This is a genomic window from Bradyrhizobium sp. 137 (assembly GCF_023074095.1).
Taxonomy (GTDB): domain Bacteria; phylum Pseudomonadota; class Alphaproteobacteria; order Rhizobiales; family Xanthobacteraceae; genus Bradyrhizobium.
Genome location: NZ_JADPKU010000122.1, coordinates 123104 through 140737, shown reverse-complemented (window position 1 = coordinate 140737; position 17634 = coordinate 123104). Strand labels below are relative to the sequence as shown.

At 64.7% G+C, this 17634-nt stretch carries 18 protein-coding genes; 9 read left to right on the top strand and 9 right to left on the bottom strand.

Annotated elements, in window-relative coordinates:
• Positions 1-256 precede the first annotated feature (256 nt).
• A complete protein-coding gene (locus IVA78_RS31140; RefSeq protein WP_247469321.1) occupies positions 257-1486 on the bottom strand; it encodes a citrate synthase family protein in 1230 nt (409 codons plus the stop codon).
• Between the two features lie 77 nt (positions 1487-1563).
• On the opposite strand from IVA78_RS31140, the gene IVA78_RS31135 reads away from it, so the two are divergent.
• Positions 1564-2667 carry a citrate synthase/methylcitrate synthase gene (locus IVA78_RS31135; protein WP_247469320.1) on the top strand — a complete coding sequence of 368 codons (1104 nt, stop codon included), beginning with the start codon at positions 1564-1566 and terminating at the stop codon, positions 2665-2667.
• Between the two features lie 150 nt (positions 2668-2817).
• Positions 2818-3861, top strand: a complete 1044-nt coding sequence (locus IVA78_RS31130; RefSeq protein ID WP_247469319.1) for a sensor histidine kinase — start codon at positions 2818-2820, stop codon at positions 3859-3861.
• Between the two features lie 102 nt (positions 3862-3963).
• Here IVA78_RS31130 and IVA78_RS31125 read toward each other — a convergent pair whose 3' ends face one another.
• Positions 3964-4599, bottom strand: coding sequence for a DnaJ domain-containing protein (locus tag IVA78_RS31125; RefSeq protein ID WP_247276295.1), 636 nt, complete (start codon positions 4597-4599; stop codon positions 3964-3966).
• A 157-nt stretch (positions 4600-4756) separates the two neighbouring features.
• Here IVA78_RS31125 and IVA78_RS31120 point away from each other — a divergent pair, with 157 nt between their 5' ends.
• Positions 4757-5026, top strand: a complete 270-nt coding sequence (locus IVA78_RS31120) for a BolA family protein (protein WP_247298010.1) — start codon at positions 4757-4759, stop codon at positions 5024-5026.
• Positions 5027-5063: 37 nt separating this feature from the next.
• On the opposite strand, the gene IVA78_RS31115 is transcribed toward IVA78_RS31120, so the two are convergent.
• From IVA78_RS31115 to IVA78_RS31105, 3 genes are all read right to left on the bottom strand, one after another.
• Positions 5064-6416: a hemolysin family protein gene (locus tag IVA78_RS31115; RefSeq protein WP_247469318.1), complete on the bottom strand. Its 1353-nt coding sequence runs from the start codon at positions 6414-6416 to the stop codon at positions 5064-5066.
• A 67-nt stretch (positions 6417-6483) separates the two neighbouring features.
• Positions 6484-7626, bottom strand: a complete 1143-nt coding sequence (gene aroB / locus IVA78_RS31110; RefSeq protein WP_247469317.1) for a 3-dehydroquinate synthase — start codon at positions 7624-7626, stop codon at positions 6484-6486.
• Complete coding sequence (locus tag IVA78_RS31105; RefSeq protein ID WP_247297855.1) at positions 7623-8234, bottom strand: shikimate kinase; 612 nt, start codon at positions 8232-8234, stop codon at positions 7623-7625. The genes aroB and IVA78_RS31105 overlap by 4 nt, the downstream gene beginning before the upstream one ends.
• 159 nt (positions 8235-8393) lie before the next feature.
• On the opposite strand from IVA78_RS31105, the gene IVA78_RS31100 reads away from it, so the two are divergent.
• Positions 8394-8540, top strand: a complete 147-nt coding sequence (locus tag IVA78_RS31100; protein ID WP_247276291.1) for a histidine kinase — start codon at positions 8394-8396, stop codon at positions 8538-8540.
• A 16-nt stretch (positions 8541-8556) separates the two neighbouring features.
• Here IVA78_RS31100 and IVA78_RS31095 read toward each other — a convergent pair whose 3' ends face one another.
• Complete coding sequence (locus tag IVA78_RS31095) at positions 8557-9153, bottom strand: TetR/AcrR family transcriptional regulator (RefSeq protein ID WP_247469315.1); 597 nt, start codon at positions 9151-9153, stop codon at positions 8557-8559.
• Between the two features lie 121 nt (positions 9154-9274).
• Between IVA78_RS31095 and IVA78_RS31090 the strand changes: the two genes are divergently transcribed.
• From IVA78_RS31090 to IVA78_RS31070, 5 genes are all read left to right on the top strand, one after another.
• Positions 9275-10315, top strand: coding sequence for an aldehyde reductase (locus tag IVA78_RS31090; protein ID WP_247469312.1), 1041 nt, complete (start codon positions 9275-9277; stop codon positions 10313-10315).
• 60 nt (positions 10316-10375) lie between these two features.
• On the top strand, positions 10376-10786 hold the full coding sequence (locus IVA78_RS31085; protein WP_247469309.1) for a nuclear transport factor 2 family protein: 411 nt from the start codon (positions 10376-10378) through the stop codon (positions 10784-10786).
• A gap of 80 nt (positions 10787-10866) precedes the next feature.
• A complete protein-coding gene (xerD, locus tag IVA78_RS31080) occupies positions 10867-11823 on the top strand; it encodes a site-specific tyrosine recombinase XerD (RefSeq protein ID WP_247469308.1) in 957 nt (318 codons plus the stop codon).
• 314 nt (positions 11824-12137) lie between these two features.
• Positions 12138-13100 carry an acetyl-CoA carboxylase carboxyltransferase subunit alpha gene (locus IVA78_RS31075; protein ID WP_247276289.1) on the top strand — a complete coding sequence of 321 codons (963 nt, stop codon included), beginning with the start codon at positions 12138-12140 and terminating at the stop codon, positions 13098-13100.
• Positions 13101-13532: 432 nt separating this feature from the next.
• Positions 13533-15050 carry a murein L,D-transpeptidase family protein gene (locus IVA78_RS31070; protein WP_247469306.1) on the top strand — a complete coding sequence of 506 codons (1518 nt, stop codon included), beginning with the start codon at positions 13533-13535 and terminating at the stop codon, positions 15048-15050.
• A gap of 88 nt (positions 15051-15138) precedes the next feature.
• On the opposite strand, the gene IVA78_RS31065 is transcribed toward IVA78_RS31070, so the two are convergent.
• From IVA78_RS31065 to IVA78_RS31055, 3 genes are read right to left on the bottom strand one after another with little or no spacing between them, the layout of a single operon-like run.
• Entirely contained in the window at positions 15139-15834 is a 696-nt protein-coding gene (locus IVA78_RS31065) for an ABC transporter ATP-binding protein (protein WP_247469304.1), read from the bottom strand.
• Entirely contained in the window at positions 15827-16561 is a 735-nt protein-coding gene (locus tag IVA78_RS31060; RefSeq protein WP_247469302.1) for an ABC transporter ATP-binding protein, read from the bottom strand. Before IVA78_RS31060 ends, IVA78_RS31065 begins: the two co-directional genes overlap by 8 nt.
• On the bottom strand, positions 16548-17633 hold the full coding sequence (locus IVA78_RS31055) for a branched-chain amino acid ABC transporter permease (RefSeq protein ID WP_247469300.1): 1086 nt from the start codon (positions 17631-17633) through the stop codon (positions 16548-16550). The genes IVA78_RS31060 and IVA78_RS31055 overlap by 14 nt, the downstream gene beginning before the upstream one ends.
• Position 17634: the final 1 nt, after the last annotated feature.

Below are 17634 nucleotides of genomic sequence, written 5' to 3'. Positions count from 1 at the left end.
CCAGGGTCCACAGCCCCAACAACAGCAGGCCTGAACGAAACGAGAATTGTGTTACCCATGTCGTCGGTTTGAACTGTTACCCATGTCGCCGGTTGCTCAAGGGTCGGCTCACATGGAGCGCAGCGAAATGTGAGACGGGGTGGGGTGAAGGTCTCTTTACGTCGAACACTGCCCGCGTGGAGAGATCACCCCACCCCGCTCGCGCTACGCGCGATCGACCCTCCCCCTCCAGGGGAGGGTGAAGGCGCGCTGCTGGTCAGGTCTTCGACTCCAAAACCCAAGCCCGCCGTCCCGGTGCCGGTCCCACATACCTGGCCCTTGGCCTGATCAGCTTGCCGAATTGCAATTGCTCGCTGGAATGGGCGATCCAGCCGACGCTGCGGGCCATGGCGAACAGAGCGAGCTCGCTGCCGGCAGGCAGGCGCAGGGCGTGCACGAGCACGGCGAGTGCATAGTCGATGTTGACGAACTCGCCGGTCGCTTCCGCGATCCGCTCCGGCAGCTCGCGGGTGAACTTCCGCGGTGCGCCTGCGCGCGACAAGGCATTCAGCAGCGATTGCGCGCGAGGATCGCCGCGCTTGTAGACGCCATGGCCGAAACCGGCAAAGCGCTCGCCGAGCGCGACGCGCTCGCGCACCATCGGCTCAACGTCGCGATCGATCAGCGTCTTCACGAGCTGCGAGGCCAGCACGCCGGCGCCGCCATGCTTGGGCCCCTTGAGCGCGGCGAGGCCGGCGATCACCGAGTCGTAGAGATTGAGGCCGGTCGACGCGGCACAGCGCGCGGTGAAGGTCGAGGCGTTCAATTCATGGTCGGCAAGCAGCACGAGCGCGCGGCGGATCAGATCGCTCGCGTGCTTGTTGTCCGCGGCCCATGCCTTCGCAACCTGCTGATGCAGCGGCTCGGCCGACGGCTCGGCATTGAGCATGGTCGCGACCAGCAGGCGGACGATGCGCGCGCCGACCATGGCACGGCCATCGGGCGCGCGGGTGAAAGCGCGGGGATCGGCGCTCGCAGCCAGCGCGAGCACCGCAATGGCGCGGTCGATCGGCGCGGCCCGACGCGCGGCTTGCCCGATCATGCGCATCTCCTCGGAGAGAAGCGGCTGATTGTCCTGATCGAACGGATCGACGCCAGAGACGTCCCACAGCAGCGTCGCCGTATGCTCGAGCGTATCGTTCTCGGCGAGATCGACGCAATTCACCCCGCGGTAGATCGCGCCGTCCTCGGTGATGGTCGAGATCTCCGTGTCCATCACCGGCAAATCGGCGTCGAAGCTGCGCAGGCCCCTTGGCTCCGGCGACGGCACCCGGCGCTCCTTGAGCGCGCGGACGTCCTCGGCCCGGTAGCGGTTTTTTCGCGAATCCTGCGTCGGCTCGGAGCGGATCAGACCGCGGCTGACATAGGCATAGAGCGTGGCCGGCGAGATCGCGAGCTCGGCGGCGGCTTCCCGGGCAGAGAGGTAGAGCTCGTTGGAATTTTTCATATTGATTTATGTAATCAAGATTGATCAATCTGTCGACAGGCCTGACCCTTCCCCTGCGTCTAACAGGAGATTGGGCCATGAACATCCACCTCACCAAAAGCCAGATCGGGCTGGACGGCGTTCCCGCCGCTGAGACCGTGCTGAGCCATGTCGACGGCGAGCGCGGCGAGTTGATCATCGCCGGCGAGCATGTCGGCAGCCTCGCCGCCAGATCGAGCTTTGAGGGCGTCACCGCCCGGCTGTGGAACGGCGCCAACAAGACCAGCTTAAGCGAAGCCGATGTGCGGGCGAGCCTGGGCACCGCGCGGGAGCGCGCCTTCGGGCGATTGCCGGACCTGTTGCCGGCAACCCGCGGCATGGGCATCGTCGACGGGTTTCGTGCGGCCGTCGCGGGCCTTCGCGCCGAACACGGCCTGGAGCATGAAGCAACTATCGTCGGCGCGTTTCCGGTGATTGCGGGCGCGCTGGTCCGCCGCGCCGGGGGGCTCGAGCCGGTCCTGCCCGATCGCAGCATGAGCCACGCCGCCGACACGCTGCGCATGCTGCACGGGCGGGCGCCTGCAACGCGCGAGGTCACCGCGCTCGATGCGTATCTCGTCACCGTCTGCGACCACGGCATGAATGCCTCGACCTTCACGACCCGCGTGGTGGCCTCGACGCAAGCCGATCTGTTCGCCGCCGTGACCGCGGGCTATTGCGCGCTCACCGGTCCCTTGCATGGCGGCGCGCCGGAGCCCGTGCTGGAAATGCTCGACGCGATCGGCTCGCGCGAACGCATCCAGAGCTGGGTCGACGCGGCGCTGGCACGCGGCGAGCGGATGATGGGCTTTGGTCATCGCGTCTATCGCGTCCGCGACCCGCGTGCCGACGTGCTGAAGACCGCGATCGAGGCCCTGGCTTCCAATGGCGCCGACCTGCCCTTTGCCGGCGAGGTCGAGGCCTATATCCGCAGCGCGCTGCGCAAGAAGAATCCGGACCGGCCGCTGGAGACCAATGTCGAGTTCTTCACCGCCATCCTGCTCGATGCACTCGCAATTCCGAGGCAGGCCTTCACGCCGATCTTCGCGCTGGCGCGCGCGGCAGGATGGACCGCGCATGCGCGCGAGCAGCAGCGCACGGGACGGCTGATCCGGCCGAGTTCGTCCTATGTGGGGGCCATGCCGAAGGCTTCAGGCGACTAGAGACTAAGGGAAAGGCGACAGCGGAGCTCCCACTTCGCTGTCGTGCGGGCGAAGTCCTGTACAGGTTGAGGAGATCTGCACGTCCGGGCGAGCACCGTGGAACGTATACGCGGCCGGCGAATTAGCTGATCTGGCCCGTAGAGGAACGCGATGCTGGACTTGCTTGGACATTCGGACGAGGCCAGGATCGGCGAGATCGCGAGGCAAGCAGCGAGCAGGAGCGCTGCCGGCGGGGATTCCGAGAGGCGATTCCGGGACTTGCTCCAGGCGCTGCCCGCCGCGATCTACACCACCGACGCAGAGGGCCGCATCACCTTCTTCAATCAAGCCTGCATCGAGTTCGCCGGACGCTCGCCAAAGATCGGCGAGATGTGGTGCGTGACATGGAAGCTCTATCTGCCCGACGGCACGCCGCTCCCCCACGATGAGTGCCCCATGGCCGTCGCGCTCAAGCAGAACCGGCCGGTGCGCGACGTCGAGGCTGTGGCCGAACGGCCGGACGGCTCAAGGATTTGCTTCATGCCGTATCCGACGCCGCTGCGCGACGAAGGCGGCCGACTGGTCGGCGCGGTGAACATGCTGGTCGACATCACGGCTCGCAAGCAGGCCGAGCAGCGGATGATGCTCCTGGCTTACGAGGTCGATCATCGTTCGAACAATCTGCTCGCGGTGACCCAGGCGATGCTGCGGCTGACGAAGGCCGAGACCGCTGCAGAATTCCAGGCCGCGTTTCAAGGCCGACTCAGCGCGCTTGCCAATGTGCAGAGGCTGTTCTCGGAATCGCGCTGGACCGGTGCGAGTCTGAAGACCATCGTCGAAGAGGAACTCCGGCCGTACGCAGGCGCAGACGGCGAACGTATCAGCATCGCTGGAGACGACCTCCGGCTGCCGGCGACGCTCGCCCAATCGATCGCGGTCGCCGTGCACGAACTTGCGACCAACGCCGCTAAATACGGGGCGCTGTCGACGCCTTCAGGCAGGCTGGAGATCCGCTGGGAGACCAATGGTGCAGACCCTCTCGTGCTGCACTGGTCAGAGCGCGACGGTCCCCCGGTCAACGAACCGCCGACGCGCAAGGGCTTTGGCATCGGCGCGGTCGATGGCATCATCCGGACCTTGCGCGGAAGGATCACCCGGCAGTGGAAGCCGGAAGGGCTGGTGTGCCAGATGGCGTTCCCGGACGTCACTAAGTAAGCGCGACCAGATCCGGATGCATCGTCATCGCGCTTTGTCATCGCGCTTTAGACTGTCGCCAAAGCAAATCCTCTGAAGGCCGATGCACGCTTCCCGAATGCGCTAGGCCTCGCGGACCACCGTCTTCAGGTAATTATACGCCTTGATGATCTCGATCAAACGGTCTTCCGTGGAGCGGTCGCCGCCGTTGGCGTCGGGATGATGCTGCTTCACCAGCGCCTTGTACTTGCTCTTGACGTCGGCGAGGGTGGACTCGGGTCCGAGGCCCATGACCTGGAGCGCCTTGCGCTCGGCGTTCATGATCTTGCGCGTCTCGGCCTTGGGCGGGGCTTGCGGGCCGCCGCGCCAGTTGGCGCGGCCGTTGAGCTCCTGGAACATGCTGAACGGATCGAAGGCGCTGTCGATCTCCGCCTCCGCGCCTTTCTTGACGCCGCCATTGGCGCCCATCTTCCAGGTCGGGCGGTGACCGGTCAGCGCATCCTTCTGGTAGCGCGCGACCGCGTCGGCATTCATGCCGGAGAAGAAATTGTAGTTCTGGTTGTACTCGCGCACGTGGTTCAGGCAGAAGTGCCAGTACTCACGCTGATTGTCGCGACCCTTGGGCGCACGATGCGCGCCCTTGTTCTGACACCCGGTCCATTCGCAATTGACCACGGTGTCGCGCGGCTTCACTTCCGGCTGCTTGCCCCGAGGCTTGACCCGGATGGAGTCGAAGAACTTTGATGAATCGATCGGCATGGCTGACTTTGACTACGCAATGCAAAAACCTTCAAGTCTTGACATTGCAATTAGCTTGAAACCCGTAGCCGAAGTTTCACTTCGGCGTTTTTCAGAACGGCCGCCAGAGGCGGCCTATGGTGTTGACGGAGTGCGATCGCGTCCCTTAATGGCTCACATGGCTATCAGAGACGTTATCAGCAACAAGTTGCAGGAAGCTTTCACGCCGGAGAGCCTGCAAGTCGTCGACGAGTCCCATTTGCATGAGGGCCACGCCGGCCATCGGCCGAGCGGCGAGACGCACTTCCGTGTGTATATCGTATCTGCCGCCTTCAAAGGGAAGGGCAGGGTCGATCGCCACCGCATGATAAATTCGGCGTTGGCCGCGGAACTCGCCGGCGGGGTACACGCGCTCGCGATCCACGCGCAGGCGCCGGGGGAAGGGTGATTTGCTTACCCTCCCCTGAAGGGGCAGGTAAGCGAGATCAAAACGACGTCCCGGCCCTTCGCGGCTTGGCTTCCTCCAGCTCGGCCTCCCGCGGCACCGGTGAAATACGGAGCGCGGTGATGCGGTTGCGTTCGCGGCGGAGGACGCGGAAACGGAAGCCGTGGAAGGTGAAGCTCTGGCCGCGGTCGGGGATCGAACGCGCCTCGTGGATGACGAGGCCCGCGACCGTGGTTGCCTCTTCGTCGGGGAGGTGCCAGTCAAGGGCGCGGTTGAGATCGCGGATCGGCACCGAGCCGTCGACCACGACAGAGCCGTCGGGCTGGCGGCGCACGCCGGCGACCACGACGTCATGCTCGTCGGAGATGTCACCGACGATCTCCTCCAGAATGTCTTCCAGCGTCACGAGCCCTTCGACTTCGCCGTATTCGTCGACGACCAGCGCGAAATGGGTCTTGCGGCGGCGGAACGCCTTGAGCTGCTGGGATATCGGCCGCATTTCCGGCACGAACCAGGGCGGCAGCATGATGGTGGTGACGTCGATGCGCGAGGTATCGCCCTCCGACGCGCGGATTGCCCGCAGCAGATCCTTGGCGTGCAGAATGCCGATGATGTTCTCCGACTTGTCGCGCCACAGCGGAATGCGGGTGTATTCGGTGGCCAGCACCTCCCGCACCAGCTCCTCCGGCGGGAGATCGGCATTGATCATCACCATCGCGGTGCGGTGAACCATCACGTCGGAGACGGTCAGCTCGCCGAGGCGGAAGACATTGTGAATGTACTCGGCTTCGCCGCTCTCGATCTTGCCGTGTACGGCCGATTCCTCAACCAGGCCCTCGATCTCGGAATCCGTCAGGATCTCGTGCTGCGAAAACTCCTGAACGCCGATCAGACGCAAGATCGCGCCCGAAGCCGTGTTGAGACACCAGCTCAGCGGGTAGAACACCAGGTAGGAGACATGAAGCGGATACGCAATCCACTGCGACACCGGCACCGGCTCCCTGATCGCAAGCGTCTTCGGCACCTGTTCGCCGATGATGATGTGCAGCGAGGAGAAGACCAGAAAACCCGCCACGAACGAGGTGAAGTGAAGCGTCGCCTCCGACAATCCGAGCGGATGGAGGATCGGGCTCAGCAGCGCAGAAACGGTCGGCTCACCAATCCAGCCAAGACCAAGGGAGGCCATGGTAATGCCGAGCTGGCAGCAGGCGAGATAGGATTCGATATTCCCCATCATCGTCTGCAACAGGCGTGCGCCGAAGCGGTTCTGCTCGACCATTGCCTTGACGCGAAACCCACGGCTCTTCACGAGGGCAAATTCGGCCGCCACGTAAAATGCGTTGGCAGCGAGCAGGAGGACAGCAAGCAGCAGATTGATGGAGATCGAACTCATGTTTGCCTCGCGGCCGCCTCGGCGTTCCGCGCCGTTTCGCGGGCGGCAGATCCAATCGATCCCGCCATCACTGCGCTAATTTCGACTGCAGGAAATCGCGCACCAGCGTCGGCTCGACGTCCTTCGCAATCACGGCGCGCCCGACCGCCTCCAGCAGAATGAAGGTAAGCTTGCCGCGCTTGACTTTCTTGTCCTGCGCCATCAGCGCCATCAGCGCGTCGGCGTCGGCAAGGCCTTCCTGCGCAAAACCCGCGATGTCCTGCAAGCGCGTCGGCAGGCCGGCTTCGACCAGATGCCGCTCGACGCGCGCCGCGTCCAGCTCTCCGATCATGCCGAGCTGGGCCGAGAACTGCGCCGCCAGCGTCATGCCGATCGCGACGCCCTCGCCGTGGAACAGGCGGTCCGAGAAGCCGGTCGCCGCTTCCAGCGCATGACCGAAGGTATGGCCGAGATTGAGCAGCGCGCGTTCGCCGGTCTCGCGCTCGTCGCGAGCGACGATTGCGGCCTTGGCGCGGCACGACGTCGCGATCGCATGCTCGCGCGCCGAGCCGCCCCTGAAGATATCGGCATGGTTCTTCTCCAGCCAGGTAAAGAAGGCTTCGTCGCCGAGCACGCCATATTTGGCGACCTCGGCATAGCCGGCGCGGAATTGCCGCGGCGACAGCGTGTCGAGCACGGCGGTGTCGGCGATGACAAGGACCGGCTGGTGGAAGGCGCCGAGCAGATTCTTGCCCTGCGGCGAGTTGATGCCGGTCTTGCCGCCGACGCTGGAATCGACCTGCGCCAAGAGCGAGGTCGGCACCTGCACGAAATCGACGCCGCGGCGCAGGATCGCCGCGGCAAAGCCGGCGAGATCGCCCACCACGCCGCCGCCGAGCGCGATGACGAGATCGTTGCGCTCGATTTTTGCGGCGATCAGGGCCTCGCTGACCTTTTGCAGGCCCGCATAGGTTTTGGAGATCTCGCCTTCCTCGACCACGATGCGCGAGGTCGGAATGCCGGCTGCGGCAAGCGACGCCTCGGCGGGCTCGAGCCAGTGCTTTGCGACGGTGCGGTCGGTCACAACGGCGGTACGCACGCCGGGGCGCAAGCGCGCGACGCGCTCGCCGAGCGAGGCCAGCACGCCGCGGCCGGTGACGATGTCGTAGGCGCGGTCGCCGAGCGCGACATCGACATTGACAGGATCGGAATGCTTCAAAGGCGCAGTCATCGTACGGCACTCGCAAGGTCGGCAGGTGGCACGCCGCAGAGATGGGCGTGCAGGGTCTCGATGCATTCCTCGACGATCTTATCGTGCGGCACATCGCGCGAGGCGATGGTGAGGTCGGCATGGCGATAGACCGGTTCGCGTTCGGTGAGCAGGCGCGTAACGGTTCCTTCGGGATCGGCGGTCTGGAGCAGCGGGCGATCGGCGCGGCGCCGCACGCGGCGCATGATGACGTCGTGGTCGGCCTTGAGCCAGATCGAGACCGCTTTCGCGGCGATGCGCGCGCGCGTCTCCTCGCGCATGAACGCGCCGCCGCCGGTCGCGAGCACGATCGGTCCGCCGTCCAGCAGCCGCGCGATCACGCGGGCCTCGCCATCGCGGAAATGCGGCTCGCCGTGGCGCTCGAAGATTTCCGGTATGCTCATGCCGGCCGCCGCCTCGATCTCGGTGTCGGCATCGACGAAGGGCAACTTGAGCCGCGCCGCCATGCGGCGGCCGATGGTGGATTTGCCCACCCCCATCATGCCGACGAGCACGATCGAGCGCGCCCCGAGCGCCGACAGGATGTCGGCCTCAGGCGAACCGGGTATCGGCAGCGCGGCGTCGGACATGGATCTCGCTCGATCTGCCGCAAAAGGCGGCATGCTTTCGCCACCTATACGACCCCGCAGGGGGCCTCGCCAGAGGACTCTTGCCACGAAACGGCGAACATGTTGGATGATTTCATTGGTTAATTTGCCCGCCAAGACCGCTATCGAGACCCTTTGCCGATGCCCAGCCTGTTCCGCTTCCTGACGGTCCTCGCCGTGATCGCCGGCATCGTCTATGGCGCGGTCTTCGCGCTGGCAAACTTCGTCAGTCCGAAGCCGCGGGAAATGACGGTGACGATCCCGCCTGACAAGTTTCTCAAGAAATAGACCTTGGCTGCGAGCGTCAGCCGGCCTGCCGATTCCGCGTCAAGCCCTGGCGCATCAGGCGCAAGAACAGCTGCGTATCGTCCTGAAGATTCCGGCCCGCGGCCTGTGCCTCCTTGATGCCTTCCATCGCCGCCACGATGATGCAGGCAAGGTCGGTCGGCGTGGCGTTCAAGGAATCCAGGGTGATCGCACCCATTGCTTGCGCATCGGCCAGTGCGTCAGCAAGCAGAGCCACCAACTGGGCGCGCGCGGCCAAGGTGACGTCCTTGGCCAGCGCCATATTGGCGTCGAACAGTTCCGCCGCGTCCGCGCTACCGGCGAATGGCACGATCAAACCGCGCTGGAACGCCGCAATCGCCAGCTCGATCCGGCTGAAAACGTCGCCACCGCCAGCGAGCGCGGCTTCGACACTTCGTAGCGTCTTGGCATGCGCACGCTCTGACCCCGCCCGAAACAACTCCTCTTTGCTGCCAAAGCTCAAATAGAGCGCGGCGCGCGAGATGCCCGCAGCGCGCGCAATGTCGACCATGGACGTCTTGCGGAAGCCGTGGCGGACGAACACCGGCAGGGCCGCGTCGAGAATGGCCCCGGCTTTGTCATCGCTGGCTTTCATTGAGACAGGTTGACATTTTTCGTCCAATCCGTCAAATACGGATTAGACAAATTCGGTCTAACTGTCTACTTCAGTCTAACCGTCTAATTTTCTTAAATCAAAAGTCAAAGGCCTGAATTACATGCATTCCCGACGTAACGGTCCGGCCGCCACGGTTCTGGTTACTGGCATCGGCGGATTTCTTGGTGGCCATGTCGCCAACCAACTGCTGGCGAGCGGCTATCTCGTGCGCGGCACCGTCCGCAACCTGACCGCCTGCGATCGGATCCGGAGCCAGCTTTGCGCGACAGCGCCCACCGCAGCCGAGGCGCTCAGCTTTGCCCGGGCCGATCTTTGCTCGGACGGCGGATGGGAGAACGCCCTGAAGGACTGTCGCTACGTCATTCAGACCGCCTCGCCGTTTCCGGCGGGATTGCCTGACAACGCAGACGACCTGATCCAGACCGCGCGCGACGGTGCGCTCCGCGTGTTGCGCGCGGCCCATAACGCCGGGGTGGCACGCGTGGTGCTGACATCCTCAATTGCCGCCACCAATCACGGCAGCGGCCGGCCTCCCTACACCGAGAACGATTGGACTGATCCGACCAGCGCGCGGGCGACGCCCTATTACAAATCGAAAACGCTGGCCGAGCAGGCCGCGTGGAGCTTTGCGCGGAATAGCGGGCTCGATCTGTGCGTGATCAATCCTGCCATGATGTTCGGACCGCTGCTCGGCCCGCAATACGGCACCTCAGTCGGACTGATCCAGCAGATGATGAGCGGCAAGTTGAAGCGTGTCCCGCGCTTTGGCTTCGCGGTCGTCGACGTGCGCGACGTGGCCGACGCCCATATCCGCGCGATGACCTATCCGGACGCCGCGGGAGAGCGCTTCATCGTCGGTGGCGGTTTTTTCTGGCTAAGGGATCTAGCCGCGGTGCTGGCGAAATCGTTCCCGGCATATGCGACGCTTCTGCCCCGCGGCGACGTGCCGAACTGGATGGTGAGAGCGATGGCGCCTTTCAGCGGGCGTTCGCGCATGATCGTTCGCGAGCTCGACCGGGACCTCAGCGTCAGCGCCGCCAAGGCGCATCGCGTGCTGAACTGGAGAATGCGGCCTGACGAGGACTGCATCCGCGCCAGTGCCCAAAGCTTGATCGACCATCGTTTGATCGCAATGCCCTAGACGGCTGTAGCCGTCGCCCGCGCAATTTTCATTCACCCTTGCAGAAATGGACAACCTGCGATGACAACCCACGCGACCGACACGGATTCGTCACCGGAAGCCGAGCACATCCGCAACGTCGAACGGGCCCGGTTGCGCGCGCTGGTCGACGGGGACATCGAACAGGCGGAGCCGCTTCATGCACCGGAATTTCAGCTGATCACGCCGATCGGCATGCCGCTCTCGAAGGCTGAATATTTGGGTGCGATCCGGAGCGGGCAGATCAAGTATCTGATGTGGGAACCCGGCGTGATCGCCGTCCGGCTGCAGAAAGACCACGCCGCGATCCGATATCGCGCCAGACTCGAGATCGTCTTTGGTGGCCACCGGGTTGCCGCTGCCGACCACTGGCACACTGATACTTACGAACGTCGCAACGGGCGGTGGATGGTGGTCTGGTCGCAGGCGACGGCGATCAGTGAAAGATCCTAGAACTTCGGAGACAGCGTTCGGGTGTATCTCTATTCGACATCCTGATAAGTTTCTCAAGAAATAGCAGCTAGGCTTTGGGCATGCGCACCAAGCCCTCCGACACCCAGCTCACCGGCCTGTTCCTCGACATGCTCGCGGCGGAACAGGGCGCCGGGCCCAACACGCTCGACGCCTACCGCCGCGACCTCACCGATCTCTCGGAATTTCTGGACCGCGTCGGCCACACCTTCGCGGATGCGGAGACGCAAACGCTGCGCGACTATCTCGCCGATCTCGATGCCCGCGGCTTCAAATCCACCAGCGTCGCGCGGCGGCTGTCGGCGATGCGGCATCTGTTCCGCTTTCTCCTCAACGAGCGCATCCGTACCGAGGATCCCGCAGCGATCCTGTCGGGGCCGAAGCGCGGCCGCGGCCTGCCGAAAGTGCTGTCGATTGCGGATGTCGACCGCATGCTCCGCCGCGCCAAGGAATTGAGCGAGGCGGCGGATGCCTCGCCCTCGAAACGGCTGCGCAGCTTGCGGCTCTATTGCCTGCTCGAGGTGCTCTACGCCACGGGCCTGCGCGTCTCCGAGCTGGTGGCACTGCCGCGCTCGGCGGCCAAGCGCGATGCGCGCATGATCGTGGTGCGCGGCAAGGGTAACAAGGAGCGCCTGGTGCCCCTCAACGAGGCCTCGCGGCAGGCGATGGCGGATTATCTCGCGGCGACGGAAGCTGCAAAGGGTGACAAGAAGAACAGCGCGGCTGCTTCTAAATGGCTGTTTCCCTCATTCGGCGAGAGCGGACATCTGACCCGCCAGCATTTCGCGCGCGACTTGAAGGAACTCGCGGTCGCCTCCGGGCTTCAGGCCCGTCTGGTCTCCCCGCACGTGCTACGCCACGCCTTCGCCAGTCACCTCCTCCACAACGGGGCCGATTTGCGCATCGTGCAGACCCTGCTCGGCCACACCGACATCTCGACGACCCAGATCTACACCCATGTGGTCGAGGAGCGGCTGAAGAGCCTGGTGCGCGACCTGCATCCGCTGGCGGAGAAGTAATCTCGCGTGCCCCGGGGCGCGGCGCAGCGTGAAACGGTGCGCCGCTGAGCCGGGCCCACGCCTCTTGCCGGGTCCCGGCTCAGCGCAGCGGCGCTACGGCGCGCTGCAGCGCGTCCCGGACACGAGAGTCCAACCCCGGCGATGGCGAAACCGCCTTGACTTCGGCCACATCTCCGCAGAAAGAGCCGGGGCTTCACGATTGATTTGGCTTGCGGCTCACGAGCACCGAAGCCAAGCCATTGAAGAAGCTGCAGTTCTTTTCGCGACCGCAACCTCGCTTCGCTTCTCCAGCCCCGTCCGCCTATATTGAGTTGATGCCAGACCAGATGCGCAGCTATCTCGACTTCGAAAAGCCGGTCGCCGAGCTCGACTCCAAGGTCGACGAGTTGCGCACGCTCGCAGCTTCCGGCACCGACATCGCCGAGGAGATCGGGCGGATTGAGGACAAGGCTTCGCAAGCGCTGGCCGACCTGTATGCGAACCTGACGCCGTGGCAGAAGACGCTGGTGGCGCGGCACCCGCAGCGGCCGCATTTCAACGACTTCATCAAGGGCCTGATCACCGAGTTCACGCCGCTGGCCGGCGACCGCAAATTCGGCGAGGACGAGGCGCTGGTCGCCGGCTTCGGCCGCTTCCGCGGCGAGCCGATCTGCGTGATGGGCCAGGAAAAAGGCGATTCCACCGAGAGCCGCATCCGGCACAATTTCGGCATGGCGCGGCCCGAAGGCTATCGCAAATGCGTGCGGCTGATGGAGATGGCCGAGCGGTTCGGTCTGCCGGTGCTGTCGCTCGCCGATTCCGCCGGCGCCTATCCCGGCATCGGCGCCGAAGAGCGGGGACAAGCCGAGGCGATCGCGCGCTCGACGGATGCCTGCCTGGCGCTGACCGTGCCGAACGTCGCCATCATCACTGGCGAGGGCATGTCGGGCGGCGCCATCGCCATCACTACGGCCAACAAGGTGTTGATGCTGGAGCACGCGATCTACAGTGTGATCTCGCCGGAAGCCGCCTCCTCGATCCTGTGGCGCGATGGCACCAAGGCGCAGGAAGCCGCCAACAACATGAAGATCACCGCCCAGGACATGCTCCGCTTCGGCGTGATCGACAGCATTTTGAAGGAGCCGGTCGGCGGCGCCCACCGCGATCCCGCCGCCATGATCGCCACCACCGGCGATGCCATCGCAAAGGCTTTCGACGAGCTCCGGGGCCTCGACGGCGACGCCATCCGCAAGCAGCGGCGGCAGAAATTCCTCGATATCGGCCGGAAACTGGGCTGATTCGGCCCGAACAAGCGCACCGCTGAAGGAGCGCTGCGCTGCATCCGGGGCACGAGACCCCGGCTGGCCCGCTGGTAACCCCGCGTTAACCCTTTTTTTGCCCAAATCGGCGATCTCTGTTCCAATCCGGCCGAAAGGCCCAAGTAAGGCCCAAGTCGCGTCCATTTAGTCTTCGTTGACCATGCCACTGGGCCAACGGGCTCGTGATCCCCGCTCGGGTTGCGACCACATGACCCAGAGGTTAGAATTTTAATCAATGGCTTCAGGGCATAAGCGCTGGGGCGTGGTCTGAAAAGCCCGTCACGACGGGTCTGGTTCGCCGGTCAGATCATGCTCCAAACGATTGGGGTCGCGCTTTCTGCCCGGCACGGTGTGGGGTCCATCTTGATTTCTCGTTCGCTTGCTCGGGCGCTCTTGGCTTCGGTTGCGCTGATGACCGCCGGCGTTCTGCTGACCGGCTGCGACACCGACCAGGTCTCGCTCGCGACCAACGCCAAGGCCAACCAGCCGGTGCCGCCAAAGCTGCTCGCCGCGATGACCGAGAAGGACATGGATCTGCAATCGCCGATCCTGGTCCGCCTGTTCAAGCAGGAGGCCGAGCTCGAAGTCTGGAAGCAGACCCGAAGCGGCCAGTTCGCGCTGCTCAAGACCTATCCGATCTGCCGCTGGTCGGGCGATCTCGGCCCCAAGGTGCGCGAAGGCGACCGCCAGGCGCCGGAAGGATTTTACTCGATCAATCCGAGCCAGATGAATCCGCAATCGGCCTATTACCTGTCCTTCAATACCGGTTACCCGAACGCGTTCGACAAGGCGCTCGGGCGCACCGGCTCGCAGCTGATGGTGCATGGCGATTGTTCTTCGCGCGGCTGTTACGCCATGACCGACGAGCAGATCGCCGAGATCTATTCGCTAGGGCGCGAATCCTTTTTCGGCGGCCAGAAGGCGTTCCAGCTCCAGGCCTATCCGTTCAAGATGACGCCGGTGAACATGGCCAAGCACCGGAACAATCCGAACATGCCGTTCTGGAAGATGATCAAGGAAGGCTATGATCATTTCGAGGTGACGCGGCAGGAGCCGAAGGTCGATTTCTGCGAGAAGAAGTACGTGTTCGATGCAGCCAAGCCGGCGGACGCCAAGCGCGACCCGGTGTTCGACGCCTCGGCAAAATGCCCGGCCTATGTGATCCCCGAAGACATCGCTCGCGCCGTGCGCGAGAAGCAGGCGAAGGATGAGGCCGAATACGCAAAGCTCGTCGCCAAGGGTACGCCGGTGGCACGGATGAACACCGGCATTGACGGCGGCATGAACAAGATTTTCGCGGCGAAGATTCCGGAAGGCTCGACCGGCCTGTCGGAGGGCGCCGAAGGCACCACGCTCCAGATGCTGGCGATGGCCAAGGCGCCCGGCACGATTCCCGGCCACGTCAACCCGCCCAAGCCGAACCTCGATGCGGCCGCGTCCGCGCCTGCGCCGCAGGACGAGCCGGTCACAGCTAGCAGCGCGCCCGCGACCAGCACCCGCGTTGCCTCGGCCGCTCCGAGCGAGAAATCACAAGAAAAGTCACAAGGCGGCTTCTTCTCCAACCTCGGCCGCAAGATGGGCCTGGGTACCGCCGACACCACGGCGACCACGCCTGCGCCGCAAGCCACGGCGTCCGTGGCGCCGACCACGACGACCCCGCCCACGGCCGCGTCGAGGCTGAAGGCCGCAGTGACCCGCTTCGTGCCGGGGCATGACAAGTCCAAGGATGCGGCGAAGGAAGCTCCGAAGCCAATCGTAGCCGCCAAGCCGGCCGAGCCGGCCAAGCAGCCCGATACCCGCCTCGCCGCAACGCGCCCGGCGCTGAAGCCGTCAGTGTCGGATGGGGCGGCTGACAGCGGACAGATGACCGGCGCCGCGCCGGTGGTGCAGTCGAGCTCGTTCGACAGTCGCTTTGGGGCCGTCAAGTAGGGCGGCGCTTCGCGCAATCCAAGGTCCATCCTAGACCGATGCTGTCATTCGCCGCGAAGGGGTGAGAGCGCCGCGCTCCGGCGAGAGCCTACGGCGCCAGATACCGCATCAGCTCCGGATTGCGCCTCACCTCCGCCGCCTCGCCTTGCAGCGCGACCCTGCCGCGATCCAGCACGTAGGCGTAGTCGGCGACGCGCAGCGCCAAGTCGAGGTGCTGCTCGACGATAATGACGGCGATTGTCTTCGCGAGTTCGATCAGGCGCTCGGTGATCTCCTCGATCACGCCGATCCAGACGCCCTCGGTCGGCTCGTCGAGCAGCAACAGCTTGGGATCGCCCAGCATGGCACGGCCGATCGCAAGCATCTTGCGTTCACCGCCAGAGAGCGTGCCGGCGGGCTGGTCAAGGCGCTGGCCGAGTTTCGGGAAGATGGTCAGGACGCGGTCGACCGCGCTGGGGTCCTTGTTCATGAGCGAGCCGACGGCGAGATTGTCCCGCACCGACAGGCGCGCGAACACCGAATGCTCCTGCGGGACGTAGCCGATGCCGGCGCACACGCGCTCCTGGGTGGCGCGGCGGCTGATGTCGCGGCCGTCGAAGGCGACCTCGCCCTTCCAGGCCGGCAGCTCGCCGACGATGGTCTTCATCAGCGTGGTCTTGCCGGCGCCGTTGCGGCCGAGCACGGCGACGCCGCCGCGCCAGGGGATGCCGAGGCTGACGCCGAACAGCACCTGGCTGCGGCCATAGCCAGCATCAAGATGCTTGATGTCCAAAAATTCAGGCACGGCGCAGATAAATCTCCTGGACGGCTTTGTTGGCCTGGATCTCGGACACCGTGCCTGATGCCAGCACCCTGCCCTGGTCGAGCACGGTGAGGCGATCGCAGATGTCGCGGATGAAATCGAGGTCGTGCTCGACGATGACGAGCGAGCAATGCTGCTTGATTGGCTCGAGCAGTTCGCCCGTGACGCGGCGCTCCTCAAGGCTCATGCCGCCGGTCGGCTCGTCCAGCAGCAGGAGTTTTGGCTTGCCCGCCAGCGCCATCGCGATCTCCAGCCATTGCTGCTGGCCGTGCGAGAGCGCGGCGGCCGCATCGAAGGCGCGGTTCGCCAGTCGAAATTGCGTCAGCATGGTCATGACCTGGTCGTGCAGGAGGCTGCGCGTGCGCGAGAATACGAGATCGAACAGCGAACACTGCGCCTGCAGCGCTAGCAGGATGTTGTCGTACAGGGTCAGCGACGGCAGCACGGACGTGATCTGGAATTTCAGGCTCATGCCGGCGCGGGCGCGCTCGGTCGGCGTGAGGGCGGTGATGTCGGTGTTGACGAAGCTCACCTTGCCCTGCGTCGGCACTTCGGCCCCGGCGATGCACTTCATCAGCGTGCTCTTGCCGGAGCCGTTCGGACCGATCAGCCCGTGAAACTCGTTTTCGCCGACGCTGAGCGCCGCGCCATCGAGCGCGGTGAGCTTGCCAAAGACCTTCCTGATGCCGGAGGCTTCAAGGAGCGGCATTGCGCTTCTCCTTGGGTTTGGCACCGAAGCTGCCGACGCGTTCACGCTCGCCGAGGACAAAACTGATCAAGCCGAGCGGCCGGAACAGGATCACGAGCAGCAGCAACAAGCCCAGAATGATTGGCCAGATGTCGCGGTAATTGTCCGACAGCCAGAAGCTGACGCCTTCGACGATGACGGCGCCGATGACGGCGCCGATCAGCGTGCCGGAGCCGCCGAACAGCACGTAGAGCACCACCTGGGTCGAGACCACCACGCCGACCATGTTGGGCCAGACGAAGCCTTCGTGGAAGGCATAGAGGCTGCCGGCGAGCCCGGCGATGGCGCCGCCGATGGTGAAGACGATGGCTTTGAGATGCTGCGCCTTGTAGCCGAAGAAGGCGATGCGTTGCTCGTTCTCGCGCAGGCCTGCCAGCGCAAGGCCGAACTGCGAGCGCACCAGGAAGCGGCAGAGCAGGTAGACCACGACGAGGATGCCGAGCACGAGATAATAGAAGGCCGGCCCTTCCGAGAGTTCGTATGAACCAAGCGACATTGGCGCGATCGAGGGGATGCCGTTCTGACCGCCGAGATAGTACCAGCCGCGCGCCAGGCGGTCGGCCGCGTAGGAGCCCGTCAGCGTGCCCAGCGAGACGAAGATCACGCTGGAGGGATGCCGCCCCAGCAACAGAAAGCCGCCGAGCAGCAGTGCGAAGGTCAGGCCGATCAGCGTGCCCGCCGGCAGCACCAGAAACATGTTGGTGATATCGAGGTCGCGCGCGAGCAGCGCGACGCCATAGCCGGCCGAGCCGAAGAACAGGGCCTGACCGAAGCTCATGATGCCGGCATAACCCCAGACGAGGTCGAACGACAGCGCGAACAGGGCGAGGATGATCACGCGCGTCGCGAACACGGTGAGGTAGTCCTGAAGCACCAGCGGTGCGAGCAGTGCCGCGACCAGCACGACGCTCTCCACGATCGGCAGGACTTTTCGTCCTGCCCCGGTTTGTTCCCTGGCCCGTCCCGCTGCCACGCGTTCAGCCATCGCGTTGTCCGCTTCGTCGCCGGCGATGGCCTCTCTTAGCACGCTCATC